Origin of the sequence: Azohydromonas aeria (assembly GCF_009760915.1) — a bacterium.
Taxonomy (GTDB): domain Bacteria; phylum Pseudomonadota; class Gammaproteobacteria; order Burkholderiales; family Burkholderiaceae_C; genus Azohydromonas; species Azohydromonas aeria.
In genome coordinates this window covers 116,597-142,090 of record NZ_VIDQ01000004.1, presented here as the reverse complement: position 1 = coordinate 142,090, position 25,494 = coordinate 116,597, and the positions used below count along the sequence as shown (strand labels likewise).

At 71.0% G+C, this 25,494-nt stretch carries 24 protein-coding genes; 12 read left to right on the top strand and 12 right to left on the bottom strand.

Features of this window, described 5'->3' with window-relative positions; genetic code table 11:
* The first annotated feature begins 28 nt into the window (after positions 1–28).
* The 6 genes from FJ694_RS04630 (at position 29) to FJ694_RS04605 (ending at position 6,108) form a co-directional block, all read left to right on the top strand.
* Positions 29–538 carry a DUF934 domain-containing protein gene (locus tag FJ694_RS04630; protein WP_157264674.1) on the top strand — a complete coding sequence of 170 codons (510 nt, stop codon included), beginning with the start codon at positions 29–31 and terminating at the stop codon, positions 536–538.
* Positions 539–545: 7 nt separating this feature from the next.
* Positions 546–1,274, top strand: a complete 729-nt coding sequence (locus FJ694_RS04625; protein WP_157264671.1) for a phosphoadenylyl-sulfate reductase — start codon at positions 546–548, stop codon at positions 1,272–1,274.
* 22 nt (positions 1,275–1,296) lie between these two features.
* Positions 1,297–2,058 carry a uroporphyrinogen-III C-methyltransferase gene (cobA, locus tag FJ694_RS04620; protein ID WP_157264668.1) on the top strand — a complete coding sequence of 254 codons (762 nt, stop codon included), beginning with the start codon at positions 1,297–1,299 and terminating at the stop codon, positions 2,056–2,058.
* Positions 2,059–2,197: 139 nt separating this feature from the next.
* The gene (fdxA, locus tag FJ694_RS04615; protein ID WP_157264665.1) at positions 2,198–2,521 is read left to right on the top strand and encodes a ferredoxin FdxA; all 324 of its coding nucleotides are present in this window, start codon (positions 2,198–2,200) and stop codon (positions 2,519–2,521) included.
* A gap of 13 nt (positions 2,522–2,534) precedes the next feature.
* Complete coding sequence (locus tag FJ694_RS04610; protein WP_157264662.1) at positions 2,535–3,641, top strand: NAD(P)/FAD-dependent oxidoreductase; 1,107 nt, start codon at positions 2,535–2,537, stop codon at positions 3,639–3,641.
* Between the two features lie 307 nt (positions 3,642–3,948).
* On the top strand, positions 3,949–6,108 hold the full coding sequence (locus tag FJ694_RS04605) for a TonB-dependent siderophore receptor (RefSeq protein ID WP_157264659.1): 2,160 nt from the start codon (positions 3,949–3,951) through the stop codon (positions 6,106–6,108).
* Between the two features lie 27 nt (positions 6,109–6,135).
* Here the strand turns inward: FJ694_RS04605 and FJ694_RS04600 are convergent, their stop codons facing one another.
* The 4 genes from FJ694_RS04600 to uvrC form a co-directional block, all read right to left on the bottom strand.
* The gene (locus tag FJ694_RS04600) at positions 6,136–6,984 is read right to left on the bottom strand and encodes a DMT family transporter (RefSeq protein ID WP_157264721.1); all 849 of its coding nucleotides are present in this window, start codon (positions 6,982–6,984) and stop codon (positions 6,136–6,138) included.
* Between the two features lie 56 nt (positions 6,985–7,040).
* Positions 7,041–7,607: a CDP-diacylglycerol--glycerol-3-phosphate 3-phosphatidyltransferase gene (pgsA, locus tag FJ694_RS04595; RefSeq protein ID WP_157264656.1), complete on the bottom strand. Its 567-nt coding sequence runs from the start codon at positions 7,605–7,607 to the stop codon at positions 7,041–7,043.
* An 83-nt stretch (positions 7,608–7,690) separates the two neighbouring features.
* Positions 7,691–8,209: a hypothetical protein gene (locus FJ694_RS04590; protein WP_232539893.1), complete on the bottom strand. Its 519-nt coding sequence runs from the start codon at positions 8,207–8,209 to the stop codon at positions 7,691–7,693.
* Positions 8,196–10,253, bottom strand: coding sequence for an excinuclease ABC subunit UvrC (gene uvrC, locus FJ694_RS04585; protein WP_157264653.1), 2,058 nt, complete (start codon positions 10,251–10,253; stop codon positions 8,196–8,198). Before uvrC ends, FJ694_RS04590 begins: the two co-directional genes overlap by 14 nt.
* A gap of 36 nt (positions 10,254–10,289) precedes the next feature.
* Here uvrC and earP point away from each other — a divergent pair, with 36 nt between their 5' ends.
* The 3 genes from earP to mnmC all read left to right on the top strand — a co-directional run bounded on the left by earP (position 10,290) and on the right by mnmC (position 14,051).
* Complete coding sequence (gene earP / locus FJ694_RS04580) at positions 10,290–11,327, top strand: elongation factor P maturation arginine rhamnosyltransferase EarP (protein WP_157264650.1); 1,038 nt, start codon at positions 10,290–10,292, stop codon at positions 11,325–11,327.
* Positions 11,328–11,435: 108 nt separating this feature from the next.
* Positions 11,436–11,990 (top strand): elongation factor P, encoded by a 555-nt coding sequence (gene efp, locus FJ694_RS04575; RefSeq protein ID WP_157264647.1) that lies wholly within the window; start codon positions 11,436–11,438, stop codon positions 11,988–11,990.
* 96 nt (positions 11,991–12,086) lie between these two features.
* A complete protein-coding gene (gene mnmC, locus FJ694_RS04570) occupies positions 12,087–14,051 on the top strand; it encodes a bifunctional tRNA (5-methylaminomethyl-2-thiouridine)(34)-methyltransferase MnmC2/FAD-dependent 5-carboxymethylaminomethyl-2-thiouridine(34) oxidoreductase MnmC1 (protein ID WP_157264644.1) in 1,965 nt (654 codons plus the stop codon).
* A 63-nt stretch (positions 14,052–14,114) separates the two neighbouring features.
* On the opposite strand, the gene rpiA is transcribed toward mnmC, so the two are convergent.
* On the bottom strand, positions 14,115–14,774 hold the full coding sequence (rpiA, locus tag FJ694_RS04565) for a ribose-5-phosphate isomerase RpiA (RefSeq protein WP_157264640.1): 660 nt from the start codon (positions 14,772–14,774) through the stop codon (positions 14,115–14,117).
* Between the two features lie 41 nt (positions 14,775–14,815).
* Between rpiA and FJ694_RS04560 the strand changes: the two genes are divergently transcribed.
* On the top strand, positions 14,816–15,853 hold the full coding sequence (locus tag FJ694_RS04560) for a quinone-dependent dihydroorotate dehydrogenase (protein ID WP_157264637.1): 1,038 nt from the start codon (positions 14,816–14,818) through the stop codon (positions 15,851–15,853).
* On the opposite strand, the gene FJ694_RS04555 is transcribed toward FJ694_RS04560, so the two are convergent.
* Together FJ694_RS04555 and FJ694_RS04550 are read right to left on the bottom strand one after the other, a co-directional pair.
* Complete coding sequence (locus tag FJ694_RS04555; protein WP_157264634.1) at positions 15,802–17,568, bottom strand: glycosyltransferase family protein; 1,767 nt, start codon at positions 17,566–17,568, stop codon at positions 15,802–15,804. The two genes, FJ694_RS04560 and FJ694_RS04555, sit on opposite strands and share 52 nt — an antisense overlap.
* 456 nt (positions 17,569–18,024) lie before the next feature.
* Positions 18,025–19,890, bottom strand: a complete 1,866-nt coding sequence (locus FJ694_RS04550) for a gamma-glutamyltransferase family protein (RefSeq protein WP_232539892.1) — start codon at positions 19,888–19,890, stop codon at positions 18,025–18,027.
* 75 nt (positions 19,891–19,965) lie between these two features.
* On the opposite strand from FJ694_RS04550, the gene FJ694_RS04545 reads away from it, so the two are divergent.
* Positions 19,966–21,408 (top strand): phospholipase D-like domain-containing protein, encoded by a 1,443-nt coding sequence (locus tag FJ694_RS04545; protein WP_157264631.1) that lies wholly within the window; start codon positions 19,966–19,968, stop codon positions 21,406–21,408.
* Between the two features lie 68 nt (positions 21,409–21,476).
* On the opposite strand, the gene FJ694_RS04540 is transcribed toward FJ694_RS04545, so the two are convergent.
* Positions 21,477–22,115, bottom strand: coding sequence for a 3-oxoacid CoA-transferase subunit B (locus FJ694_RS04540; RefSeq protein WP_157264628.1), 639 nt, complete (start codon positions 22,113–22,115; stop codon positions 21,477–21,479).
* Positions 22,116–22,127: 12 nt separating this feature from the next.
* The gene (locus FJ694_RS04535; protein WP_157264625.1) at positions 22,128–22,829 is read right to left on the bottom strand and encodes a CoA transferase subunit A; all 702 of its coding nucleotides are present in this window, start codon (positions 22,827–22,829) and stop codon (positions 22,128–22,130) included.
* A gap of 98 nt (positions 22,830–22,927) precedes the next feature.
* On the opposite strand from FJ694_RS04535, the gene FJ694_RS04530 reads away from it, so the two are divergent.
* Positions 22,928–23,515, top strand: coding sequence for a LuxR C-terminal-related transcriptional regulator (locus FJ694_RS04530; protein ID WP_198320720.1), 588 nt, complete (start codon positions 22,928–22,930; stop codon positions 23,513–23,515).
* Between the two features lie 25 nt (positions 23,516–23,540).
* Here FJ694_RS04530 and FJ694_RS04525 read toward each other — a convergent pair whose 3' ends face one another.
* The 3 genes from FJ694_RS04525 to FJ694_RS04515 are packed head-to-tail and all read right to left on the bottom strand — an operon-like array spanning position 23,541 to position 25,432.
* A complete protein-coding gene (locus FJ694_RS04525; RefSeq protein ID WP_157264622.1) occupies positions 23,541–23,960 on the bottom strand; it encodes an acyl-CoA thioesterase in 420 nt (139 codons plus the stop codon).
* A gap of 27 nt (positions 23,961–23,987) precedes the next feature.
* The gene (locus FJ694_RS04520; RefSeq protein ID WP_198320719.1) at positions 23,988–24,647 is read right to left on the bottom strand and encodes a YceH family protein; all 660 of its coding nucleotides are present in this window, start codon (positions 24,645–24,647) and stop codon (positions 23,988–23,990) included.
* Positions 24,647–25,432, bottom strand: coding sequence for an SDR family oxidoreductase (locus FJ694_RS04515; RefSeq protein ID WP_157264620.1), 786 nt, complete (start codon positions 25,430–25,432; stop codon positions 24,647–24,649). The genes FJ694_RS04520 and FJ694_RS04515 overlap by 1 nt, the downstream gene beginning before the upstream one ends.
* Positions 25,433–25,494: the final 62 nt, after the last annotated feature.

The window sequence follows — 25,494 nt, the reverse complement described above, 5'->3', positions numbered from 1 at the left end:
CCTTACGCCTTTCGAGTTGCCTTCCGTTATGAAATTCATCGACCCCCATCAGGACCGCTGGCAGCAGGTCAGCGGCGAGGACGGCCCGCAGAGCCACCCGCCCGTGGCGCCGCACCGGCTGCTGACGCTGGAGCAGTGGCACGCGGTGCGCGCCGAATGGCCGCAGGGCGTGGCCGTGGGCGTGATGCTGCCCAACGATGCCGACGTGGAAGACGTGGCCGCCGACCTGCCGCGCCTGGCGCTGGTGGTGCTGCACTTCCCGAAGTGGGTGGACGGCCGCGCCTACTCGCAGGCCCGGCTGCTGCGCGCGCGCTACGGCTTCAAGGGCGAGGTCCGCGCCACCGGCGAGGTGCTGGTGGACATGGTGCCGCTGCTGCAGCGCACCGGCTTCGACGCGGCGCAGCTGCGCGCCGACCAGAAGCCCGAGTTCGCGCGCCGCGCGCTGGGCTTCTTCGGCGGCCATTACCAGGGCGACACCGAGCACCCGCAACCGCTGTTCGCGCGCAACAACCCGCAGCCCTACGCCTCCCGGAGCTGACACCGCCATGAGCGCCATCGAACTCCACGCCCGCCCCAGCGCCGACTTCGAAGCGAAGGTCGCGCGCGCCCTGGACCTGCTGCGCGACGCCGCCGAGCGCTTCCCCGGCCGCGTCGTGCTGGCCAACAGCCTCGGCGCCGAGGACATGGTCATCACCGACCTGATCGGCCGCCATGGCCTGCCCATCGCCCTGGGCACGCTCGACACCGGCGCGCTGCACGCGGAGACGCTGGCGCTGCTGCCGCGCATCCGGGAGCGCTACGGCATCGAGGTCGAGGTCTACCGCCCGGTGCAGGAAGCGGTGATCGAGTTCGTCGGCCGCCACGGCGAGCGCGCCATGTACGAGAGCATGCCGCTGCGCAAGGGCTGCTGCGCGGTGCGCAAGCTGGAGCCGCTGTCGCGCATGCTGGCCGAGCGCGGCGCCTGGATCACCGGCATGCGCCGCGAGCAGTCCGACAACCGCGGCACCGTCCCGTTCGAGGACCAGGACGACCGGGGCCGGGTAAAGCTCAACCCGCTGGCCGACTGGACCTGGGGCGACGTGTGGCACTACATCAAGCTGCACGAAGTGCCCTACAACGCGCTGCACGACCAGTTCTTCCCGAGCATCGGCTGCGCGCCGTGCACCCGCGCCATCTCGCTGGGCGAGCCCTTCCGCGCCGGACGCTGGTGGTGGGAGGACGAGTCGGCCAAGGAATGCGGCCTGCACGTCAAGCAAAGCGCCCTGCCGGCCTGACCGGGGAAGGACGCTGCAGCAGATGGGCCGCGTGGTCTTCATCGGCGCCGGCCCCGGCGCGGCGGACCTGATCACGGTGCGCGGCGCGCAGCGCCTGGGCGCGGCGCAGGTGGTGCTCTTCGACGCCCTGACCGACCCCGCGCTGCGGGCACTGGCGCCGCAGGCGCAGTGGCTCGACGTGGGCAAGCGCGGCTACCGCGACAGCACCGGCCAGGCGCGCATCAACGCGCTGCTGGTCGAGCAGGCGCGGCGGCCGGACGTGGCGCTGGTGGCGCGGCTCAAGGGCGGCGACCCGAGCGTGTTCGGCCGGCTCGAGGAGGAGCTGCTGGCGCTGCGCGCCGCGGGCATCGACTGCGAGGTCGTGCCCGGCGTGACCTCGGCCATGGCGGCCGCGGCCGCGACGCAGCGGCCGCTGACGCGGCGCGGGCGCGGGCGCAACGTCAGCCTGAGCACGGCCATGACGCGCGCGGGCACGCTGCGCGCCAGCCGCAGCGCCGACACGGAAGTGTTCTACATGGCCGGGCACGCGCTGCCGGCGCTGTCGCAGCGGCTGCTCGACGCGGGCTGGCCGTCGGGCGAGGCGGTGAGCGTGGTCTCGGCCGTCGGCACGCCGCAGGAGCGCGCCAGCGCGCACCGCGTGGACACGCTGGCCGAGGCCGCGGCGCTGCACGCGGGCCAGCCCACGATCGTGATCGTGGGCGCGGGCGCGTCGGCGCTGGATGCGGCCGAGGCGACGGACGCGGCGGACGCCATCGGTGCGGCCGAGGCGCCCGAAGCGACATAAGGCGGTGCCCCGTCGCGTTCTTGATGTATCTCAGGTTTCAGTGGAAACCCTCAGGCCTTAAAATCGTCATTTTTCGCCTTTCGCCGCGGCGCCGCCGGTCGTGTGCGCGGCCGGGCTCAACTTCACCACTCCAAACGCCATGACCCACGTCGTCACCGAATCGTGCATCCGCTGCAAATACACCGACTGCGTCGATGTGTGCCCCGTGGACTGCTTCCGGGAAGGCCCGAACTTCCTGACGATCGATCCGGACGAGTGCATCGACTGCGCGGTGTGCATTCCCGAGTGCCCGGTCAACGCTATCCTTCCCGAGGAGGACGTGCCGGGCGACCAGCAGCACTTCATCAAGCTCAACGCCGAGCTGTCCAAGCAGTGGCCCAGCATCACCAAGCGCAAGGCCGCGCTGCCCGATGCCGAGGAGTGGAAGAACCGCACCGGCAAGCTGCCGGAACTGATCAAGTAAGCCCCGCGAGATCATGGAACCCCAACTGAACGAAGAAGTCGCCAAGACGGCGGCGGGCCACGACGGCCCGATCGAAACCGATGCCGTGATCGTGGGCGCGGGCCCCTGCGGCCTGTTCCAGGTGTTCGAGCTCGGACTGCTCGAGATCAAGTGCCACATCATCGACTCGCTGGCCTACCCCGGCGGCCAGTGCATCGAGCTCTACCCCGACAAGCCGATCTACGACATCCCGGCCGTGCCGATGTGCACCGGCAAGGAGCTCACCGACAACCTGCTCAAGCAGATCGAGCCCTTCGGCGCGACCTTCCACCTGGGCCAGGAAGTCACGACGGTGCAGAAGCAGGACGACGGCCGCTTCTACGTCGAGACCAGCAAGGGCACGCGCTTCCTGACCAAGACCATCTTCATCGCCGGCGGCGTGGGCTCGTTCCAGCCGCGCATGCTCAAGGTCGATGGCCTGGACGCCTTCAACGACAAGCAGGTCTTCTACCGCGTCAAGAACCCCGCCCTCTTCGCCGGCAAGAACCTGGTGATCGTCGGCGGCGGCGACTCGGCGCTGGACTGGGCGCTGAACTTCGCGCAGGAGGGCCCGAACAAGGCCGAGAGCGTCATCCTGATCCACCGCCGCGACGGCTTCCGCGCCGCGCCGGCCTCGGTGGCCAAGATGAAGGAGCTGTGCGACGCCTACGAGATGCAGTTCATCGTCGGCCAGGTCACGGGCATCGACGCCAGCGCCGACGGCCAGACACTCAACGGCGTCAAGGTCACCGGCGGTGACGGCGTCACGCGCGTGGTGCCGATGGACATGCTGCTGGTGTTCTTCGGCCTGTCGCCGAAGCTGGGGCCCATCGCCGAGTGGGGCCTGGCGCTGGAGCGCAAGCAGATCGTGGTGGACACGGAGAAGTTCCAGACCAGCATTCCCGGCATCTTCGCCGTGGGCGACGTCAACACCTACCCGGGCAAGAAGAAGCTGATCCTCTCCGGCTTCCACGAGGCCGCGCTGGCCGCCTTCGGTGCCGTGCCCTACATCTTCCCGGAGAAGAAGGTGCACCTGCAGTACACGACCACCAGCCCCAAGCTGCACAAGGTGCTGGGCGTGGAAACGCCGGTGTTCGACTGAGACGCGGCTTCCCGCCCGTACCTCCTGAAAGGCCCGCGCTGCGGGCCTTTTTCATGGGCGCGTCACAAAGCCTTGCCAGGCCTGGCGCGCCTTCGTGGCCCGCAGGCCACAGAGGGCCGCAACGCCGCCGCGATAATCGCGCCCTTCGCTGGGGGTGCTGGGTTCCGCTTCGGAACCCGGCTGAGAAAGTCCCTTTGAACCTGTTGAGGTAATCCTCGCGCAGGGAACGCCGCGGTGGCCGCTCTCCTCGTCGCACGACGCCAGGGCGGCGGCCGTGCCGCCCTGTCGCGGCACCGCCGTAGCACCCATGACCCACCGCTTCACTTCGCGCGCCCTGTTCGCCGCGTCCCCGCTGGCCGCCGCGCTGGCCCTGGCCCTGCCCGCGCTGGCGCAGGACGCCACCGCGCCGTCCGGCGCCGCCAATGCCGCCGACGCCGCGCCGGTCACCGCCACCATCACCGTCACCGGCCGCACGCCGGCGCCGGCCGTGAGCGGCTTCGGCGAGCAGCCGCTGTCCTCCACCCCGATCAGCGCGCGCGTGCTGGGAGAGCGGCAGCTGCTGGATGTCGGCGCGCGCCAGGTGGCGGACCTGGTGCGGCTCGATGCCGGCGTCTCCGACGCCTACAACAGCGAGGGCTACTGGGGCAACGTGAGCATGCGCGGCTACGCGCTGGATGCGCGCTTCAACTACCGCCGCGATGGCCTGCCCATCAGCGGCGAGACAGCCATCGCCCTGGAAAACAAGGCCGGCGTCGAGCTGCTCAAGGGCACCAGCGGCATCCAGGCCGGCGCCAGCGCGCCGGGCGGGCTGCTGAACTACGTCGTGAAGCGCCCGGACCGCACCGTGCGCAGCGCCGTCCTGGGCTGGCGCGAGAACGGCAGCGTGCTGGGCGCGGCGGACCTGTCGCAGCGCTTCGGCGAGGACGAGCGCTACGGCCTGCGCCTGAACGCCGCCGCCGAGCGGCTGCACCCGCAGACCCGCGACCTGCGCGGCGAGCGCCACCTGCTGGCCCTGGCCGGCGACGTGAAGCTCGCGCGCGACACGCTGCTGGAAGCCGAGATCGAGCACGGCCGCCAGTCGCAGCCCAGCGTGCCGGGCTTCAGCCTGCGCGGCCCCGACGTGCCCGATGCGCACGGCATCGATCCGCGCCTGAACCTCAACAACCAACGCTGGACGCAGCCGGTGGTCTTCGAGGCCAACACCGCCTCGCTGCGGCTGACGCACCGGCTCGACGGCGGCTGGAAGCTCGCTGCGCACGCGATGACGCAGCGCCTGCGCACCGACGACCGCCTGGCCTACCCCTTCGGCTGCGGCAACGAGGCGACCTACCTCGCGGACCGCTACTGCAGCGACGGCAGCTTCGACCTCTACGACTACCGCAGCGACAACGAGCGCCGCCGCAGCGACGCGCTGGACCTGCAGGCCTCGGGACAGTTCCAGACGGGTTCGGTCACCCACGCCCTGACCACCGGCATCCTGGTCTCGCGCTTCGAGAGCCGCATCCCGCGCCAGGCCTTCAACTACGCCGGCTCCGGCCAGGACGACGGCAGCGTGCAGGTCGATCCCAACCCCGACCTGACCTTCGACACCGTCAGCCGCAAGGAGCGCACGACCGAGCTTTACCTGCGCGACAACGTGCGCCTGGACGCGCGCAACCAGCTCTGGCTGGGCCTGCGCCACACCCGCATCGAGCGCGACAGCCGCAGCAGCGACGGCACGGTGCTGCCCGGCCACGCGCAGAGCTTCAACACCCCCTGGGTGGCGTTGAGCCATGCGCTGGACGAGCGGCTGATGGCCTACGCCAGCTTCGGCCACGGCATCGAGTCGCGCGCCGTGCCCTTCTTCCCGAGCTACCCGAACCCCGGCTTCGTGCTGCCGGCGCAGCGCAGCCGCCAGGCGGAGGTGGGCCTCAAGGGCAGCAGCCGGCAGGGCCTGCAGTGGAACGTGTCGGCCTTTGCCATCGACCAGCCCTATGCGCGCGATACCGGCGCCAGCTTCACCATCGAGGGCCGCCAGCGCCATCGCGGCCTGGAAGGCCTCGTCGAGCAGCGCGCCGGCGCCTGGCAGTTCGCCGCCGGCGCGATGGCGCTGCGCGCCCGCATCGAGGGCAACGACCTCGACGGCAACCGCCCGCCCAACGTCCCGGCTTACAGCCTGCGCCTGATGGCCGGCCACGACGTCGCCGCCCTGCCCGGGCTGAACCTGCAGGGCTGGGTCGTGCACGAGGGCGACCGCGCCGTGCTGCCCACGGACGGCAGCCCGCGCATCGGCGGCTGGACCCGCGTGGACCTGGGCGCGCGCTACACGCAGCGCGTGGAGAACGGCAGCACGCTCACCTGGCGCGCCGGCGTGGACAACGCCTTCGACCGCCGTGCCTGGCGCGAGTCGCCTTCACTGGCGAACCACGTGTACCTGTACCCGCTGGCGCCGCGCACCTGGCGCGTGTCGCTGCAGGCGGATTTCTGAAGCCGGCGGCAGCGCGGCGGCGCTACCTCAGCGTCCGCCGCCCCGCACCACCAGGCTCACGCCCAGGGCGGTGAGCGCCATGCCGCCCAGCACCGCGGGCGTGAGCGGCTCGCCGAAGAGGCCCCAAGCCAGCAGCGCCGTGCACGGCGGCACCAGGTACATCAGGCTGGTGACGCGGGTGGCGGCGCCGCGCTGGATCAGCAGGTACAGCAGCGAGCTCGCGCCCAGCGTCAGCGCCAGCACCGACCAGGCCATCGCGCCGATGAGCTCCGGGTGCCAGCGCATGCCCTCGGACTCGAGTGCCGCCAGCGGCAGCGACACGGCCAGCGCCGCCGACAGTTGCACCAGGCTGGCGGTGCGCACGTCGCAAGGTTTCACATAGCGCTTCTGGTAGAGCGTGCCGGCGGTGATGGCCAGCAGCGCGCCCACCGAGAGCAGCAGGTTGAAGCCGGTGACCTCGCCGGTGCCGAGCTTGCGCCACACCACCAGCAGCAGGCCCAGCAGGCCGAGCAGCAATCCGGCCCACTGCCGGGCGCTGGCACGCGCCTCCTGGCCGCTGGCCGAGACCCACAGCGCCGTGAGCACCGGCTGCAAGCCCACGATCAGCGCCACCGTGCCGGCAGGGATGCCGGCCTTCACGGCAGCCCACACGCCGCCCAGGTAGCCCGCGTGCATCAGCACGCCGGTGAGCGCCAGGTGCAGCGCCTGCGCGCGGTCGCGCGGAAAGGCCGGGCGGCTCACCGCAATCCACAAGGCGAAGCACAGCACCGACAGCGCATAGCGCCAGGCCAGGAAGGTGAAGGGCGGCGCGTGCGGCATGCCGTAGCGCGCCACCACGAAGCCGGTGCTCCAGATCACCACGAACAGCGCCGGCATGGCGCGCAGCAGCGCGGCGCCGCCGTCGCCGCCGGCCGCCGGCGTGACGCCCTGGCTCAACGGGCGCGGGCGCGGATCTCGGGCAGCGCCTTCTGCAGGTAATAGACCATCGACCAGATGGTCAGCACCGCCGCCAGCCAGATCAGCACTGTGCCCCAGAGGTGCGTGTCGATCACGCCCAGCAGCCGCCCGTCGTAGAGCAGGAAGGGGATGGCGATCATCTGCACCATGGTCTTGAGCTTGCCGACCATGTGCACCGCCACGCTGCGCGAGGCGCCGATCTGCGCCATCCACTCGCGCAGCGCCGAGATGGCGATCTCGCGGCCGATGATGACCAGCGCCACCAGCGCGTCGGCGCGGTCGAGCTGCACCAGGATCAGCAGCGAGGCGCAGACCAGGAATTTATCGGCCACCGGGTCCAGGAAGGCACCGAAGGAAGAGGTTTGATTGAGCCGCCGCGCCAGCCAGCCGTCGGCCCAGTCGGTGAGCGCGAACACGACGAACAGCACCGTGGCCGTGAGGTTCTGCGTCTTCTCGCCCAGCGGCAGCTCGTACACCGCCACGATCAGCGGTATGGCCACGATGCGGGCCCAGGTCAGCAGGGTGGGCAGGTTGAAGAACATGCCGGCATTGTGCCTGCTGCTACACCCCCCTCCCGCCGGCACGCGCCGCGGCGGGAGGGAGTCCCTGTCAGCGCGTCACCGGCTCACTGGTCCAGCGTGCGCGGCTTGAAGTGCCGGTCGCCGTTGAAGAGGAAGACTTCGCTGAACTTCCAGGGCCGCGGCAGGTGGCCCACGTCGCCGAAGGGCGCGGCGCGGTTCACGGCGTCGATGGCCAGCTGCACCGTGTCCTTGGCCTGGCCCGGCACGCGCTGCACGTTGATGCGGCGCACGCTGCCGTCGCGGTTGAGCTCCACCTCCAGCACCGGAATGGCCAGCAGCGGCTCGGGCACCTCGCCGGTGTAGGTCGTCTTCGGGTTGGCCGCCACCATCCGCAGCGCGGCCTGGATGCGGTACGACGTCCAGTCCCCGGGCCGGGCCGGCGCGGGCAGCGCGGCCACGGCCGCGGCCGTGGACGGACTGAGCACCGGGTTCGGCGCGGGCGGCGCCGAGGCGGTTTCGGGCGGCTTGTGCAGCAAGCCGGGCACGCTGCAGGCACTCAACCCCAGGGCAGTCGCGATCAGGGCCCACCAGCGCAGCGGGCGTGGGGTTTCAGTGGAGCGCACGGTAAATCTCCTCCGCCAGATCCTTGGATATGCCTTCGACGCTGGCGAGTTCGTCGATGCTCGCTTGGCCCACGCCGCGCACGCCGCCGAAGCGCTGCAGCAGCCGGGCTCGTTTCTTGGGGCCGACGCCGGGAATGTCCTCCAGCCGGCTGCCGCCAGTGCGCACGCTCGCGCGCCTGGCGCGCATGCCCGTGATGGCAAACCGGTGCGCCTCGTCGCGGATCTGCGCCACCAGCATCAGCGCGGCGGAGTCGGCCCCCAGGTAGACCTTCGGGCGCCCGTCGGCAAAGACCAGCTCCTCCAGCCCGACCTTGCGCCCCTCGCCTTTCTCCACGCCGACGATGAGCGACAAGTCGAGACCCAGTTCCTCGAACACCTCGCGCGCCATGCTGACCTGGCCGCGGCCGCCGTCCACCAGCACCACATCGGGCATGCGCGCCGTGCCGGCGGCCACGCCCTCGGCGAGCTTGCCGTAGCGGCGCGTGAGCACCTGGCGCATGGCGGCGTAGTCGTCGCCGGGCGTGATGCCGGTGATGTTGAAGCGGCGGTACTGCGCGGAGCTCATCTGGTGGTTCTCGAACACCACGCAGCTGGCCTGCGTGGCCTCGCCGGCGGTGTGGCTGATGTCGAAGCACTCGATGCGCACAGTGTCGAGGTCCTGCACCTCCAGCCCCAATGCCTCGGCCAGGGCATGCGTGCGGGCACGCTGCGAGCCCTCTTGCGCCAGCAGCCGCGCCAGCGCCAGCTCCGCGCCCTGCTGCGCCATCTGCAGCCACACCCGGCGCTGCTCGCGCGGCTGGTGCTGCGCGCTCACGCGCGAGCCCGCGTGCTGCGACAGCGCCTCGATCAGCGCCGCGTCCACCGGGTGGCTGAGCACCAGCGAGGGCGGCACGGCGCTGTCGAGGTAGTGCTGTGCGATGAAGGCCTCCAGCACCCTGACTTCGGGCGCCACCGGCGCGGCGGCCGTGCCGGCGCCTTCGCCGGCCTCGCCTTCCTCCACGTCGGACTCGGCCGCGCCGATCGCGGCCGCCTCCTCGACATGCGCCGGGAAATGCGCGCGGTCGCCCAGGTGGCGGCCGCCGCGCACCATGGCCAGGTTCACGCAGGCCCGGCCGCCCTGCACCTTCACGGCCAGGATGTCCACGTCCTTCTCGGCCGAGGACGCGCTGTTGGCCTCCACCGACTGCTGCTGCAGCACGCGCGACAGCGCGGAGATCTGGTTGCGCAGCTCGGCCGCCTTCTCGTACTCGAAGCTCTCGGCGTGGGCCATCATCCTTTGCTGCAGCTGGTCGAGCAGCTGCTGCTGCTCGCCGCGCAGGAAGCGCTCGGCGTTGTGCACGTCGCGGGTGTAGTCGGCGTCGCTGATGAGCCCGACACAGGGCGCCGTGCAGCGCCGGATCTGGTAGAGCAGGCAGGGCCGGCTGCGGTTGGCGAAGACGGTGTCCTCGCAGGTGCGCAGCCGGAACACCTTCTGCAGCAGCTGGATTGACTCCTTCACCGCCCAGGCGCTGGGATAGGGGCCGAAGTAGCGGTGCTTCTTGTCCATCGCGCCGCGGTAGTAGGCGATGCGCGGGAAGCGGTGCGAGACGAGCTGCAGGTACGGGTAGCTCTTGTCGTCGCGAAAGAGGATGTTGAAGCGCGGATTGAGCGCCTTGATGAGGTTGTTCTCCAGCAGCAGCGCCTCGGCCTCGGTGCGCACCACCGTGGTTTCCATGCGGGCGATGCGGCCGACCATCACGCCGATGCGCGTGCCGCCGTGGTCCTTCTGGAAGTAGCTGGAGACGCGCCGCCTGAGGTTCTTCGCCTTGCCGACGTAGAGCACGTTGCCGGCGGCGTCGAAGTAGCGGTAGACGCCGGGCAGCGCGGGCAGCTGCGCCACCTCGGCCAGCAGCGCGGCGCGCCGCGGCGCGGCGGCGGCTTCGCTGCCTTCGCCCGCAGCGCCTTCGGGCGAGGGAACTTCGGGAACGGGAACGACGGTGGCAGGGACCGCGCTGGCCGCGGCACCGGGCGCGGCGGAGGGTTCGGACGTTGGGGGCTGGCTCATGGAGGGCGTGATTCTGAAGGTTCCGATAATCGCGCCATGTTGTGGGACCTGTTCTGCCGCGTGATCGACAACCACGGCGACCTCGGTGTGGCCTGGCGCCTGGCCGCCGACCTGGCCGCGCGCGGCGAGCGCGCGCGGCTGTGGGTGGACGACGCCTCGGCCCTGGCGTGGATGGCTCCGCAAGGCGCGGCGGGCGTGGAAGTGCTGCCGTGGCGCGACGACGGCGCCTTTCCCGAGCCGGGCGAGGTGGTGGTCGAGCTGTTCGGCTGCGATCCGCCCGCCGGTTTCATCCAGCGCATGGCTGCGCAGCCGGTGGCGCCGGCCTGGGTCAACCTGGAGTACCTGAGCGCCGAGAGCTATGTCGAGCGCTCGCACGGGCTGCAGTCGCCACAGTTCTGCGGGCCGGGCGCGGGGCTGGTGAAGTGGTTCTTCTATCCCGGCTTCACGCCAGCCACCGGCGGGCTGCTGCGCGAGGGCGACCTGGCCGCGCGCCGCGCCGCCTTCGACCGCGCCGCGTGGCTGCACGCGCTGGGCGCGCAGTGGCAACCGCACGAGCGCGTGGTGAGCCTGTTCTGCTACCGGCGCCTGGAGTGCCTGTGGCCCTGGCTGGCGCAGCGCCCGACGCTGCTGCTGGCCACGCCGGGCGCGGCGCAGGCCGACCTGCCCGGCGCGCTGCCCGCGGGCGTGCGCGTGCTGCGCCTGCCCTGGCTGACCCAGCACGACTACGACCATCTGCTCTGGGCCGCCGACCTGAACTTCGTGCGCGGCGAGGATTCCTTCGTGCGCGCGCAATGGGCCGGCGCGCCGTTCGTGTGGCAGATCTACGAGCAGCACGACGGCGTGCATGCGCAGAAGCTGCACGCCTTCCTGGACCGTTTCCTCGCCGGCTGCGAGCCTGCCTTCGGCGCGGCCTTGCGCGCCGCCTGGGACGCCTGGAACGGTCTGACAACCGCGCCGCCGGCGCTGCCGGATGAGGCCACCTGGCGGTCGGCCAGCGCGCGCTGGCGCCAAAGCCTGGAACTGCAGCACGATCTGATCACCCGGCTGCAGGGTTTCATCACCGCGAGACGGTAGAATCGCTGGCTTTGCGCAGTGCCGCGTCGTGAGACGCACGGCCTGCTGCGTGACCCAGGCAGCACCGAGCGCTCGATCCGTGCCGCCGCCATTCAACGGAATCTCGCCATGAAACTCGCTCAGGAAATCCGCGCCGGCAACGTCATCATGCAGGGCAAGGACCCGATGGTCGTGCTCAAGACCGAATACAGCCGCGGCGGCCGCGGTGCTGCCACGGTCCGCATCAAGATGAAGAACCTGCTCAACGGCGGCGGCGCCGAGGTCGTCTTCAAGGCCGACGACAAGATGGACCAGATCATCCTGGACAAGAAGGAAGCGACCTACACGTACTTCGCCGATCCGATGTACGTGTTCATGGACGGCGAGTACAACCAGTTCGAGGTCGAGGCCGAGAACATGGGCGATGCCATTTCCTACCTCGAAGACAACATGGCGGTGGAAGTGGTGTTCTACGACGGCAAGGCCATCTCCGTGGAACTGCCCACCACCGTGGTGCGCGAGATCGAGACCGAGCCCGCCGTCAAGGGCGACACCTCCGGCAAGGTCATGAAGCCCGCCCGCCTGGTCGGCACCGGCTTCGAGATCCTGGTGCCGCTGTTCGTCGAGAACGGCGACAAGATCGAAATCGACACCCGTACCCACGAGTACCGCAAGCGCGTCTAAGGCGCGCACGCGCCACGCGTCCGACGCGTGCAGTGAGTCAGGACAAGGGGCACTTCGGTGCCCCTTGCCGTTTCCGGCCCTCATTCCTCTCCCGCAATGAAACGCTCCCCCGTCGTGCCGGCCCGCATCGAGTTCGACGGCGCCGGCGTGCCGCACGCGCCGGACTTCGGCGACGTCTACCACCCCCGCGCCGGCGCGCTGGGGCAGTCGCGCCACGTCTTCCTCCACGGCAATGGCCTGCCCGGGCGCTGGCAGGGCCGGCCGCGCTTCGCGGTGCTGGAGACGGGCTTCGGCCTGGGCAACAATTTCCTCGCGACCTGGGATGCATGGCGCGCGGACCCCGAACGCTGCGCGCGGCTGCACTACGTCGCCATCGACCTGCACCCGCCGCGCCCGGACGACCTCCGCCGCGCCCACGCATCGTCCGCGCTGCCGGCGCTGGCCGCCGCGCTCGTCGCCGCCTGGCCGCCGCTGAGCCCGGACCTGCACACGCTGCACCTGGACGGCGGGCGGGTCGTGCTGCAGTTGGCCTGGGGCGATGCCGAGTCGTGGCTGCCGCAGTTGCTGCTCGAAGCCGACGCCTTCTACCTCGACGGCTTCGCGCCCGCGCGCAACGAGGCGCTGTGGTCGCCGCACGTGTTCAAGGCGCTGGGTCGTCTGGCCGCGCCGGGCGCCACGGCCGCGACCTGGACGATCGCCCGCTCCGTGCGCGACGGGTTGCGCTCGGCCGGCTTCGAAGCCGAGCGCGTCCCGGGCTACCCGCCCAAGCCCGAGATGACGAGCGCGCGCTTCGCACCGGTGTTCGTGCCGCGGCGCGCGGTGGGGCACCCGCTCTCGGCCCGCGTGGCGCCCGGCGCGCCGCGCACGGCCGTGGTCGTCGGCGCGGGCCTGGCCGGCGCCGCCTGCGCCCAGGCCCTGGCTGCCGCGGGCTGGCAGGTCACCGTGCTGGAGCGCCATGCCGAACCCGCAAGCGAAACCTCGGGCAACCGCGGCGGCCTGTTCCACGGCGTGGTCAACGGCCAGGACGGCCCGCATGCCCGCTTCAACCGCGCCGCGGCGCTGCTGGCGCAGCACACCTACGCGCCGCTGATCGCCGCCGGCCACGTTACCGGCCAGCTCGACGGCCTGCTGCGCCTGGCCGGCGCCGACGCCGACCTCGGCGCCATGCAGGCGCTGCTGCGGGCGCAGGGCATCCCGCCCGACGTCGTGCAGCCGCTGGACGCCGCCGCGGCCAGCGCGCTCAGCGCCCTGCCCCTGGCCGAGCCGGCCTGGTTCTACCCCGGCGGCGGCTGGCTGCAGCCCGGCGCGCTGGTGCGCCACTGGCTGGAGCGGCCCGGCATCGCGCTGCGCACCGGCGTGGCGGTGCAGGCGCTGCGCCAGACCGAGGGCGGCTGGTCGCTGCTGGATGCTGGCGGCCAGGAGCTGGCGCAGGCCAGCGCCGTGGTGCTGGCTAATGCGGGACAAGCGTGTACGTTGCTTGAAAGCGTGGGAAACGGCATGCCGCACTGGCCGCTGGGATTGCAGCGCGGACAGGTGAGCCTCATTCCCGCCGACACGCCGGGACTGCGTCGCCCGCGCCTGCCCGTGGCTGGCGGCGGCTACGCGCTGACGCTGGCCGGCGGTGACGTGATCTGCGGCGCCACGGCCCAGCTGCAGGACCCGAACGCGGCGCTGCGCGCCGAGGACCAGGCCTTCAACCTGCAGCGCCTGCGCCGCCTGGGCATCGAGGTGGAGCCGGACCGCGTGCCGCTGGCCGGCCGCGTGGGCTGGCGCACGCTGGCCGACGACCGGCTGCCGGTGGTCGGTGCCGTGCCGCTGCCCGGCGCCGCCGCGCAGCGCGCGCGCGAGCTGCCGCGGCTGCCGGGACTGTTCGTGTGCACCGCGCTGGCCTCGCGCGGCATCGGCTGGGCGCCGCTGCTGGGCGAGCTCGTCGCCGCCTGGGCCGGCGGCGGCCCGTTCCCGCTGGAAGCGGAGCTGGTCGAGGCCGTGGACCCGGCGCGCTTCGGCGTGCGCCGCGCCCGGCGCGCGCAAGCGTCAGGCGCAAGCGACGACGGCGCCTGAAGGCGCCGCCGTGGAGTGAAGGTCGGGCGTGGCCGTTGCGCACGCCGGCGGGGAAACGGCCGCTCAGAACGTCAGCGTCTTCACGCCCTCGGCCGTGCCCAGCAGGCAAACCTGCGCCTTGTGGCGCGCGAAGATGCCCACCGTCACCACGCCGGGCCACTGGTTGATCTCGGTCTCCAGGGCCAGCGGGTCGGTGATGCGCAGGCCGCGCACGTCGAGGATCGGGTTGCCGTTGTCGGTGAGCACGCCCGGGCGCAGCGTGGCCTCGCCGCCCAGCGCCTGGAAGCGCCGCGCCACCTGCGCCGCAGCCATGCCGATGACCTCGACCGGCAGCGGGAAGTGGCCCAGCACGTCCACGAGCTTCGAGGCGTCGGCGATGCAGACGAAACGCTCGGCCAGGTCGGCGACGATCTTCTCGCGCGTCAGCGCCGCGCCGCCGCCCTTGATCATGTAGCCGGCGTGGTCGATCTCGTCGGCGCCGTCCACGTAGACCGGGATGCGCTCGACGCTGGCGGCGTCGAGCACGGGAATGCCGTGCGCCTTGAGCCGCTCGGTACTGCGCTCAGAGCTCGACACCGCGCCGGCGATGCGGTCCTTGATGCCGGCCAGCGCGTCGATGAAGCAATTCACCGTGGAGCCCGTGCCCACGCCCACCACACTGCCGCTCACCACGTGCGCGACAGCGGCCTGGCCCACGAGGGCCTTGAGTTCGTCCTGGTTCATGGGCGCGGATTATCGGCGAGGGCGTTTGCGACAATCCGGGGATGTCCCTGGTCCCCTACGCCCTCACCCGCCCCTTCCTGTTCGGCCTCGATCCGGAGCAGGCCCACGAACTGACCCTCGGCAGCATCGCCCGGCTGCAGAACACGCCCGCGCAGTGCCTGTGGGCGCAGCCCCGCGTCAACGCGCCGGTGACGGTGGCCGGGCTGCGCTTCCCGAACCGGCTGGGCCTGGCCGCCGGGCTCGACAAGAACGGGCGCTGCATCGACGGCCTGGGCGCCATGGGCTTCGGCTTCATCGAGGTCGGCACCGTCACGCCCAAGGGCCAGCCGGGCAACCCCAAGCCGCGCATGTTCCGCATTCCGCAAAAGGATGCGCTGATCAACCGCCTGGGCTTCAACAACGAGGGCCTGCCCTCGTTCCTGGCCAACGTGCAGCGCGCGAAGTCCTTCCGCGCCTCGGGCGGGCTGGTGGGCCTGAACATCGGCAAGAACGCCGCCACGCCGATCGAGAACGCGGTGGACGACTACTTGGCCTGCCTGGACGGCGTGTACCCGCACGCCGACTACGTGACGGTCAACATCTCCAGCCCCAACACCAAGAACCTGCGCGCGCTGCAGAGCGACGAGGCGCTGGACGCGCTGCTGTCGGCGCTGCAGGCGCGGCGCCAGGTGCTGCAGCGCCAGCACGGCCGCGCCGTGCCGATGTTCGTCAAGATCGCGCCCGACCTGGACGAGGCGCAGGTGGGTGTGATCGCCGCGACGCTGCGCGCCAACGGCATCGACGGCGTCATCGCCACCAACACCACGCTGGCGCGCGACGCCGTGCAGGGCCTGCCGCATGCCGGGGAAGCGGGCGGCCTGTCCGGGCGCCCGGTGTTCGAGGCCAGCAATCGCGTCATCGCGCAGCTGCGCGCGGCGCTGGGCAGCGGCTATCCCATCATCGGCGTGGGCGGCGTGCTCAGCGGTGCCGATGCGCGCGCCAAGCTCGCGGCCGGCGCCGACCTGGTGCAGATCTACACCGGGCTGATCTACCGCGGGCCGGAACTGGTGCGCGAGGCGGCCCAGGCGATGGCCGCCTGAGCGCTGCCGGGCAGCGCCACGCCGTCCGCGGCCGACCCGCGCAGGCGCTCGCCGGCGCCGGCCGGCACGGCCGCGCGCTGCGGGTCGGGCGCCGCCGCCGGCGCGCCCTGGACCTGTTTCACGCCGGCGCCGCCGCTCGGCGCGGTGGTGCAGGAGTCGGGGCGGCGGTGATAGACCGCCCACGGGCCGGCGCTGGCCACCAGCCGGATCTCGCAGGGCACGCCCTGGAAGGTCGGGAACATGCGGCTCACGCTGCGGAAGACGAAGTAGTCGTACTGCTCCCCGCGGTGCTTGACCCAGTCGAAGCGGTAGGGCTTCCACTCGAAGGGCGACTGCACCCGTGCCTCGCCGGGCCGGAAGCGCACGATCTGCGGCAGCCACTGCGCGAAGTTGGCATCGACGAAACCACGCTTTTCCGCCTGATACCAGGCCGGGAAATGCAGGTAGGTGTGCGGGTTGTCGGCGGCGCGGCTGTACTTGTCCATGATCAGCGACAGCACGCGTTGCTGCGGCGGTATCACGGACATGACTTCCCGGAAGTCGCGGATCTCGCGGTTGAACTTGAAGTAGCCCCAGGAGCGCGATGCCGTCATGGCCAGCAGGATCGTCGGCACCGCCAGCAGCACCAGCAGCCGCATGCGCTCGTGCCACGCGGGCAGCGGCCCGTCGGCCGGGGCGAACAGCAGGACGTAGAACGGCATCAGGAACAGCGCGAAGCGTTCGTAGATGAAGCCCGTCGTCATCGCGGTATGGGGCGCGACCATGCCGATGACGAGCATCACCGCGAACGGGATGGCACGCCGCAGCGTCAGCCGCAGCCGCATGCCCATCAGGAACGGCGTCAGATAGAACAGCGCGTAGGCCAGGCAGTTGAGCACGTAGCCGGGCATCAACCGGGCGCGCAGCGCCGTGTCCCATTGGTAACGGAAGAAGCGCACGACGCGCCGAGGCGTCCACTCCAGCACGAAGGGCTGCGCTTCCGTCGTCTGGGCCGCAACGTCGCGGGAAAAACGCAGGTAAATCAGCGTCAATATTCCCAGCATCACGAAGGGCAGCAGCCGGACCACCGCCATCCGCCAGCTGGAAATGCCCAGCACCGCATAGCAGAAACCGATGCCGACGCAGGCCACGAACACCAGGCCGTGCGAAAAGAACAGCAGCACGCCGATCAGGGCCAGGACCATGCCGCGGCGAATGCTGCTGTCCTCGACGAAATCCAGCGACTTCAATATGAAGAATATGCCGATGGGCGCGGCCAGCAAAAAGGTGACGAATCCCCACTTGAACGCAAAACCGAAGAATCCGGCCAGCAGCAGCCAGTCCAGGAAGGCCGGCGCCTCGAAGCGGCGGCGCAGCGTCGAGGCGGCCCAGAAGAAGCCCAGCACCGACAGCGACAGCACCAGCTTCACGGCGCTGGCCATCGACATGACCTGCGCGAACAGCCCCATCAGCCCGTAGCCGATCAGGTAGGGCGTGAAGAAATTGAAGGTGACGACCTGGTCCCAGCGCGACTGGCCCTGCAGCAGATCCAGCGCCAGAGCCACCTGGGCCGCGTGCTGCGGCACGTCGCCCAGCGGCGGGTAGTGCGCGATCCACACCGACAGCGCCGCCGCCACGACGTAGAAATACAGCAGGCTGCGTTCGCCGTCGCGTCTCGCGCGGCGCAGCAGGGCCAAGCCGGGCGCCAGCATGGCGTCACGTTGCAGGGCATTCACGTCGGACATCCTTTGCACCCCGGAGTGGCAAATCGGCTTCAGGCCAACCGTTCAAGACGAAAAGTCGAATTGCCCTGCACACCGTCAGCCGGATGCGCCGTCCCAGGAATTCACCTAGAACACCTCGCAGGCCCATGCCATAACGTCAGGACTTCTTCGTTATAGCATTCCAGGCCCTTCGCGAAAATTGCAAAAGCTATTTACAAAAAATATCAGTCCGCCGTCGAAAACGTTTTCAACTGTGTGATTTGAAATTCTTCTACTTCGTTTGCTGCCAACCTTTCCGAAATTGCCGTCCAGGGCTTTTCAAGATGTCAGTCTTGTGTGCCCCTGCTTCCCGAGGCCGTGGTGAAAACCGCCTGTAGGCCGTTTTGGCACCTCGGGTAACCCCTTGTCCGGAGGCATGCCGGCGTCGGGCGGGCATGGTCCTGGCAGGTCCGCGGCGGGGCACGCCCTTCACTCGCCCAGCACCACGCCTTCGCGCCGCGGGTCGGCGGCCCCCACCCAGCCGCCCGACGCGCGCCGCAGTGCCTGGATGCCGCTGTCCAGCGCGGTTTCGTTCACCTCGTGCCCGCGCTCGCGCAGCGCCTGCAGCGTGGCCGGCGCGAAGCGGCCTCGCTCCAGCAGCGTCGGGCCGTTGAAGCTGCCGAAGTTGGGCAGGTCCGTGGCGGCCTGTGGCGCCAGTCCGGCACCCAGCGTGAAGTACAGCGTCTTGGCGGTGTAGTGGATGATCGCCGCCCCGCCGGGCGAGCCCAGCGACATCAGCAGCGCGCCGTCGCGCGCGTCGAACACCAGCGTCGGGCTCATGCTCGAGCGCGGACGCTTGCCCGGCTGCACGCGGTTGGCCACCGGGCGGCCCTGCGCGTCGCGCGGCGCGAAGGAGAAGTCGGTGAGCTCGTTGTTGAGCATGAAGCCGCCGGGCAGCCCGGTGCCGCCGTCGCTCATCAGCCGCGAGCCCCAGACCGCCTCGATGGTGGTCGTCATCGCCACCGCGCGGCCCTGCGCGTCCACGATGCTCACGTGGCTGGTGCCGTGCTCCGGCTGGGCGGCCTGCGGCGCCCAGGCCTGCGGCAGCGGCCCGGGCTCGCCGGGGCGGGCCGCCTTCATGCTCGTCGGCTTGATGAGCGCGGCGCGGCGGCGCAGGTACTCCGGATCGAGCAGCGTGCGCCAGTCGTTGCCCGGCGCGGGCACGTAGTCCGGGTCGGCCACGAAGGCGGCGCGGTCGGCGAAAGCCAGCCGCGCCGCCTCGGTGTAGGCATGCAGCCAGGCCGGCGCGGGCAGGCCCTGCTGCAGCGGCGTCTCGGCGGCGGGCGCAACGGCGGCGGGCAGGCGCTCCAGCAGGCCCAGGATCTGCATCATCGCCAGGTGCCCGGAGGATGGCGGCGGGAAGCCGCACACCCGGTAGCGCGCCTTCCAGGCGGTGCAGATCGGCACGCGCTCCTTGGGCACGTAGCCGTCCAGGTCGGCCAGCGTCATCGAGCCCGGGTTGGTGGCATGGCCCCGCACCCGCGCCACGATGTCGGCCGCCACGGCGCCTTCATAGAACGCGGCCGCGCCGTCGCGCGCGATGGCGCGCAGCACCTGCGCCAGCGCCGGGTTGCGTAGCCGGTGGCCCACCGGCCAGGGCTGGCCGTCGGGCTGCAGCCAGTAGGCCGCGGCCTGCGGGCTGGCGCCCAGGGCCTCGCGCCCTTCCACCAGGTGCCGATGCAGCAGCGGCGTCACCGTGAAACCCTCCTCGCACAGCCGGATGGCGGGCTCGAACAGGTGCATCCAGGGCAGCCGCCCGTGCTGGCGGTGCGCCGCCTCCAGCATCGCCACCACGCCGGGCACGCCCACCGGGCGGCCGCCGGCCACGGCCTGCTGGAAGCTCATGGGCGTGCCGTCGGGCCGCAGGAACAGGTCCTCCGTGGCGGCGCCGGGCGCCATCTCGCGGCCGTCGAAGGCCTGCAGCCGGCGCCCGTCCCAGCTCATCAGGAAGGCGCCGCCGCCGATGCCGCTGGCCTGGGGCTCCACCAGCGTCAGCACCATCTGCACCGCCACGGCGGCGTCCACCGCCGAGCCGCCCTCGCGCAGCATCTGCAGCCCGGCCTGCGAGGCCAGCGGATGCGCCGCGGCCACGGCCATGCGCTTGAAGACCTCGCTGGGCCGAGCCGGCGCCGCGGCGCCGGCCTCGGGCCGCGGCCCCGGGCCGGCACAGCCTGCCAGGGCCGCCAGGACCAGCGCCGACAGCCCGCGGCGGCACGCCATCCTGGCCCGGCACCCGGGCGCCGATCCAGCCCGGGCCACTGCCGGGGCCATCCCCTTCACTGCGGGCTGCTTCATGGGTTTCTCCCGGGTTGTGCATGCCGCTTGCCTCGATGGCGGCATGCAACCGCCGCCCGCAGCAAGGACCCTGCCATGGCGCCGCTGACCTGGCGGCGGCCGGCGCCGCGTGCACCGTGGAGGGCGTGGACGCTGTGGGTCCTGTGCCTGCTGCTGGCCGGCTGCGGGGGGCTGCCGACGATCGTGCCCGACATGGCCATGTCGCGCCGCCCGGTGCAGGTCGAGGGCGCGCGCGGGCCGCTGACGCCGGCACAGAGCCAGGCCGTCCTGGAGCGGCTCAGGAGCCGCGGCAGCCCTTCGGACGTGCTGGAGCGCCATCTCGCGATCGAGGAGGCGCTGGTGGGCTCGCCGCTGGTGGCGGGCAACCGGGTGCAGCTGCTGCAGGACGGGCCGGCCACCTACGAGGCCATGTTCGGCGCCATCCGCGGCGCGCGCGACCACGTCAACGTCGAGTTCTACATCCTGGAAGACGACGAGGTCGGGCAGCGCTTTCGCGAGCTGCTGCTGGAGCGGCTGCGCGCCGGCGTGCACGTCAACCTGCTCTACGACAGCGTGGGCAGCCTGCGCACGCCCAAGGCGTTCTTCGAGCCGCTGCGCGAGGCCGGCGCGCTGGTGCTGGAGTTCAATCCCGTCAATCCGCTCAAGGTGCGCCGCGGCTGGAACGTCAACCAGCGCGACCACCGCAAGCTGGTCGTGGTCGATGGCCGCGTGGCCTTCCTGGGCGGCATCAACATCAGCAGCGTGTATTCCAGTGGCTCGATGCCGGGATCGGGCTCGCGCGGGCGCGCCGTGCGGCGCGAGCAGGAGCGCCAGCGCGACATCGACGCCCTGCCCTGGCGCGACACGCAGGTGCAGATCGAGGGACCGGTGGTGGCCGAGTACCAGCGCCTGTTCATGCAGACCTGGACCGACCAGCACGGGCCCGCCCTGCCCGCGCGCGACTACTTCCCAGCGCAGCAGCCGCAGGGCCGCGAGGTGGTGCGCGCCATCGGCAGCTCACCCGGCGAGCCCTACAGCTTCATCTACGCCACCCTGATCTCCGCCCTGCGCAGCGCGGAGACGGAGGTGCTGATCACGACGGCCTATTTCGTCCCCGACCCGCAGCTGCTCGAAACGCTGCAGGACGCGGCCCGGCGCGGGGTGAAAGTGAAGATCCTGCTGCCCAGCCGCAGCGACAGCGCCTTCGTGCTGGCGGCCGGGCGCGCCTACTACCAGGCGCTGCTGGATGCTGGCGTGGAACTCTGGGAGCGGCACGAGGCGCTGCTGCATGCCAAGACGGCGGTGATCGACGGCGTGTGGTCCACCGTGGGCTCGACCAACCTGGACTGGCGCAGCTTCCTGCACAACCAGGAGCTCAACGCTGTGGTGCTGGGCCCGGCCTTCGGCGCGCAGATGCGCGCGGTGTTCGAGCGCGACCTGGCCTCGTCCCGGCGCATCGACCCGGCCGAGTGGGCGCGCCGGCCGCTGTCGGCCCGGCTCAAGGAGCAGGCGGCGCGGCTGTGGGCGTGGTGGCTGTAAGCCGGCGCCCGGCGTGAAAAAGCCGCCCGCAGGCGGCTCGTGTGTCAGGGGGACAACGCGGCGGCGGCTTACAGCAGCGTCACGCCGGTGCGCTCCTGCACGTACTCGCGCGTGACCTCGGGAGCCAGCTCGACCAGCTTCAGGCCTTCGGGCGTCACGTCCATCACCGCCAGGTCGGTGATGATGCGGTTGACCACGCCCACGCCGGTGAGCGGCAGCGTGCACTTGGGCAGGATCTTGAGGTCGGTGGAGCCGTCCTTCTTGCGCGCCACGTGCTCCATGACCACGATCACGCGCGGCACGCCGGCCACCAGGTCCATGGCGCCGCCCATGCCCTTGACCATCTTGCCGGGGATCATCCAGTTGGCCAGGTCGCCCTTCTCGCTGACCTGCATCGCGCCCAGGATGCTCAGGTTGATCTTGCCGCCGCGGATCATGGCGAAGCTGTCGTGCGAGCCGAAGATGCTGGAGCCGGCGATGGTGGTGACGGTCTGCTTGCCGGCGTTGATGAGGTCGGCGTCCACCTCGTCCTCGGTCGGGAACGGGCCGATGCCCAGCATGCCGTTCTCGCTTTGCAGCCACACCTCCTTGTCGGGCGGCACGAAGTTGGCCACCAGCGTCGGGATGCCGATGCCGAGGTTCACGTAGAAGCCGTCCTGCAGCTCGGTCGCGGCCTTGGCGGCCATCTGGTCTTGGGTCCAGGGCATGTCGTGTCTCCTTCAGGCGGCCGGGCGGGTGGTGCGCTTCTCGATGCGCTTTTCCGGGTTCGGATTGAGCACCAGGCGGTGCACGTAGATGCCCGGCAGGTGCACGGCATCCGGGTCGATGGCGCCGACCTCGACGATCTCCTCCACCTCCACCACGGTGAGCTTGCCGGCCATGGCCACGGCCGGATTGAAATTGCGCGCGGTGCGGCGGAACAGCAGGTTGCCGCTCCTGTCAGCCTTCCAGGCCTTGACCAGCGACACCTCGGGATTGAGCGCGCGCTCCATGATGTAGGTATGCCCGTCGAACTCGCGCGTTTCCTTGCCTTCCGCCACCAGCGTGCCCACGCCGGTGCGGGTGAAGAAGGCCGGGATGCCGGCGCCGCCGGCGCGCAGCTTCTCCGCCAGCGTGCCCTGCGGCGTGAATTCCAGCTCCAGCTCGCCGGCCAGGTATTGGCGCTCGAATTCCTTGTTCTCGCCCACGTAGCTGGAAATCATCTTGCGGATCTGGCGCGTTTCCAGCAGCTGGCCCAGGCCGAAGCCATCGACGCCGGCGTTGTTGGAAATGACGGTCAAATCCTTGACGCCGGTATCGCGCAGGGCCGCGATCAGCGCCTCGGGAATGCCGCACAGGCCGAAGCCGCCGACGGCCAGCAGCTGGCCATCCTTGACGATGCCCTTCAGCGCTTCTGCGGCGCTCGGGTAGAGCTTGTTCATCCAGAGGTCTCCTAACAGGGTGTCCGCAATGTACTACTTACTGCATTAAGTAGTTGTTAAGTAGAATTGCCTAAAGCCGATTCCGGAGTTCCGAGCAAATGCAATTGCCGCTGCCCAATGCACCCGAGCTGGCGCCGCTGGATTACCGCACTGCCTTCGACCTGGCGCCCATCGGGCTGGTGATCTCGCGCAACCGGCTGATGGTGGACTGCAACCGCCAGGTGCTGGCCATGTTCGGCGCCGAGCGCGAGGACCTGGTCGGGCGCTCCTTCGAGATGCTGTATCCGAGCGTGGAGGAGTTCGAGCGCACCGGGCAGCGCATCGTGGCCAGCCTCGACCAGCAGGGCTGGTACGCCGACGAGCGGGTGATGAAGCGCGTGGCCGGCCCGCAGCGCGGCGAGCTGTTCTGGTGCCACGTCTCGGGCCGCGCGCTCGACCCGGCACAGCCGCATGCCGCGGGCATCTGGAGTTTCGAGGACCTCTCCCCACGCCGGCGCCTGGGGCTGGAGCTCACGGCGCGCGAGCGCGAGATTGCCGCGCTGCTCATCGACGGCCTGACCAGCAAGCTCATCGGCCGCAAGCTCAACATCAGCCCGCGCACCGTGGACGTCTACCGCGCGCGCCTGATGCGCAAGTACAACGCCTCGACCACGCCGGAGCTGGTGCACAAGCTGCTGAGCGCCTGAGCGGCGCTTGGCAGCCTTCTTGGCTTCAGTCCACCAGCGCCTTGACCCACGCCGGCAGCGGCACCGAGCGCTTGCTGGCCGAGTCGGCCCACACCACCTTGGCGCCGCCGCTGGCGGCCACCTCGCCGGGCCGGTCCACGCGCTCCAGCGTGGTGTAGGTCTCGAAGCTGCTGCGGCCGGGCCGGGCGACGTAGAGCCGCGCCAGCAGCTCGCCGGGATACTCCAGCTGCTGCAGGAAATTGCAGAAGGCGTTGACGATCACCGGCCCGCTGCCGCCGGGGTCGGGCGGCACGCCGTGCGACTGCAGCCACTCGACGCGGATGATCTCCAGGTAGCGGAAGTACACGGTGTTGTTGACGTGGCCCATGGCATCCATGTCGCCCCAGCGGATCGGGATCCGCATCTCGAACACCAGTTTCTTGTCTTCAGGCAGCTCGAAGCGCATGCGTTCGGAAGGTCGGCAATCAGGTTTTCAGGAATCGGACGAGGCCGTGAGCTTGGCCTCCACGCCCAGCTCGGCCGCCAGGCGCAGCACCAGCGCGCGCAGCTCGGCGACTTCCGCGCGCAGCGCCGCGATCTCGTCGGCCCTTGCCGGCTTCGGCGCGGTCAGCTCCTCGGGCCCGGCCACCGGCAGCGACGGCGCGCCGGTGAGCAGCTGCGCCCAGCGCGCCTCGCGCGCGCCCGGCGCGCGCGCCAGCCGCACCGCGCGCGGCGGCTCCTTCTCGGCCAGCTCCTCCAGGAAGCCTTCCACCGAGGAGGTGTCGGCAAAGCGGTGCAGCCGCTCGCAGTTGGCGCGCAGCTCGGCGGCGGTCTGCGGCCCGCGCAGCAGCAACGTGGCCAGCAGCGCCGCGGCCGCGCCGGGCACGCCCAGGCCGCGCGGGGCATTGTGGTCGTAGCGCGTGACGCGCATGCCGCTGACCTCGTTGACCAGCGACAGCTCGCGCAACCCCTCGATGGCCTCCAGCACGTCGGCCTCGGTCAGGCTCATGACCGGGTCGCGCGCGGTCTTCTGGTTGCAGCCCGCCACCAGCGCGTTGAGCGACAGCGGATAGGTGTCGGGCACCGTAGCCTGTTTCTCCATCAGCACGGCCAGCACGCGCCCCTCGGCGGCCGTGAGCTCGCGCAGTGCCATCACCAGACGCCGAAGCCGTCGTCGGCGGCGATGACGGCGCCGTTGATGAAGTGGCTCTCGTTGGCGCAGAGCATCAGCAGCGTGGAGTCGAGGTCCTGCGGGCGGCCGATGCGCTTGCGCGGCGTCATCTTGACCAGGTCCTGCGCCGTGGCGCGGGTCCACAGGTGGTGGTTCTGCTCGGTGTCGATGTAGCCCGGGCAGATGGCATTGACGTTGATCCCGTAACCGCCCCACTCCAGCGCCATGGCGCGCGTCATGTAGAGCATGGCGGACTTGCTCATGCCGAAGGCGCCGGATTCAGCCTGCACGCGGTGCCCGGCCATGGCCGCGATGTTGACGATGCGCCCGCCGGTGAAGGTGCCCGGCACCGAGCCCTGCGCGCGGCCGATCATGCGCTTGGCCACCTCCTGCGCCACGAAGAAGGCACCGCGCAGGTTGCACTTCATGACGTAGTCATAGTCCTCGGGCGTGACCTCCAGCAGCTTCTGCTGCGCGTTGACGCCGGCGTTGTTGACCAGGATGTCGATGGCGCCCATCTCGGTCTCGGCATGCGCGACCGCGGCGCGGATGCTGTCCGGGTCGGTCACGTCCAGGCCCACCACGTGCGCATCGCCGCCATCGGCCTCGATCTCGGCGCGCAGCGTCTTGAGCTTCTCGACACGGCGCGCCGAGAGCACCACGCCGGCGCCGGCGCGCGCCAGCACGCGAGCGAACTGCGCGCCCAGTCCGCCGGAAGCGCCGGTAACGAAGGCCACGCGGCCCGAAAGGTCGATCTGATAACTCATGACGCGAGAGACTCCTCGACTGCATCCAGGGAAAGGGGCCGGCCAAGATAGCACGCCCGCAC

Bases quoted from the DNA above. Each gene is read 5' to 3' on its own strand.
- FJ694_RS04630 (WP_157264674.1), top strand. From the start codon at position 29: ATGAAATTCATCGACCCCCATCAGGACCGCTGGCAGCAGGTCAGCGGC.
- FJ694_RS04530 (WP_198320720.1), top strand. From the start codon at position 22,928: ATGCAATTGCCGCTGCCCAATGCACCCGAGCTGGCGCCGCTGGATTAC.
- pgsA (WP_157264656.1), bottom strand. From the start codon at position 7,607: ATGTTCTTCAACCTGCCCACCCTGCTGACCTGGGCCCGCATCGTGGCC.
- cobA (WP_157264668.1), top strand. From the start codon at position 1,297: ATGGGCCGCGTGGTCTTCATCGGCGCCGGCCCCGGCGCGGCGGACCTG.
- uvrC (WP_157264653.1), bottom strand. From the start codon at position 10,253: ATGAGCCAGCCCCCAACGTCCGAACCCTCCGCCGCGCCCGGTGCCGCG.
- fdxA (WP_157264665.1), top strand. From the start codon at position 2,198: ATGACCCACGTCGTCACCGAATCGTGCATCCGCTGCAAATACACCGAC.
- FJ694_RS04525 (WP_157264622.1), bottom strand. From the start codon at position 23,960: ATGCGCTTCGAGCTGCCTGAAGACAAGAAACTGGTGTTCGAGATGCGG.
- FJ694_RS04550 (WP_232539892.1), bottom strand. From the start codon at position 19,890: ATGAAGCAGCCCGCAGTGAAGGGGATGGCCCCGGCAGTGGCCCGGGCT.
- rpiA (WP_157264640.1), bottom strand. From the start codon at position 14,774: ATGAACCAGGACGAACTCAAGGCCCTCGTGGGCCAGGCCGCTGTCGCG.
- earP (WP_157264650.1), top strand. From the start codon at position 10,290: ATGTTGTGGGACCTGTTCTGCCGCGTGATCGACAACCACGGCGACCTC.
- FJ694_RS04605 (WP_157264659.1), top strand. From the start codon at position 3,949: ATGACCCACCGCTTCACTTCGCGCGCCCTGTTCGCCGCGTCCCCGCTG.
- FJ694_RS04560 (WP_157264637.1), top strand. From the start codon at position 14,816: ATGTCCCTGGTCCCCTACGCCCTCACCCGCCCCTTCCTGTTCGGCCTC.
- FJ694_RS04515 (WP_157264620.1), bottom strand. From the start codon at position 25,432: ATGAGTTATCAGATCGACCTTTCGGGCCGCGTGGCCTTCGTTACCGGC.
- mnmC (WP_157264644.1), top strand. From the start codon at position 12,087: ATGAAACGCTCCCCCGTCGTGCCGGCCCGCATCGAGTTCGACGGCGCC.
- FJ694_RS04625 (WP_157264671.1), top strand. From the start codon at position 546: ATGAGCGCCATCGAACTCCACGCCCGCCCCAGCGCCGACTTCGAAGCG.
- FJ694_RS04610 (WP_157264662.1), top strand. From the start codon at position 2,535: ATGGAACCCCAACTGAACGAAGAAGTCGCCAAGACGGCGGCGGGCCAC.
- FJ694_RS04535 (WP_157264625.1), bottom strand. From the start codon at position 22,829: ATGAACAAGCTCTACCCGAGCGCCGCAGAAGCGCTGAAGGGCATCGTC.
- FJ694_RS04520 (WP_198320719.1), bottom strand. From the start codon at position 24,647: ATGGCACTGCGCGAGCTCACGGCCGCCGAGGGGCGCGTGCTGGCCGTG.
- FJ694_RS04540 (WP_157264628.1), bottom strand. From the start codon at position 22,115: ATGCCCTGGACCCAAGACCAGATGGCCGCCAAGGCCGCGACCGAGCTG.
- FJ694_RS04545 (WP_157264631.1), top strand. From the start codon at position 19,966: ATGGCGCCGCTGACCTGGCGGCGGCCGGCGCCGCGTGCACCGTGGAGG.
- efp (WP_157264647.1), top strand. From the start codon at position 11,436: ATGAAACTCGCTCAGGAAATCCGCGCCGGCAACGTCATCATGCAGGGC.
- FJ694_RS04600 (WP_157264721.1), bottom strand. From the start codon at position 6,984: ATGCCGGCGCTGTTCGTGGTGATCTGGAGCACCGGCTTCGTGGTGGCG.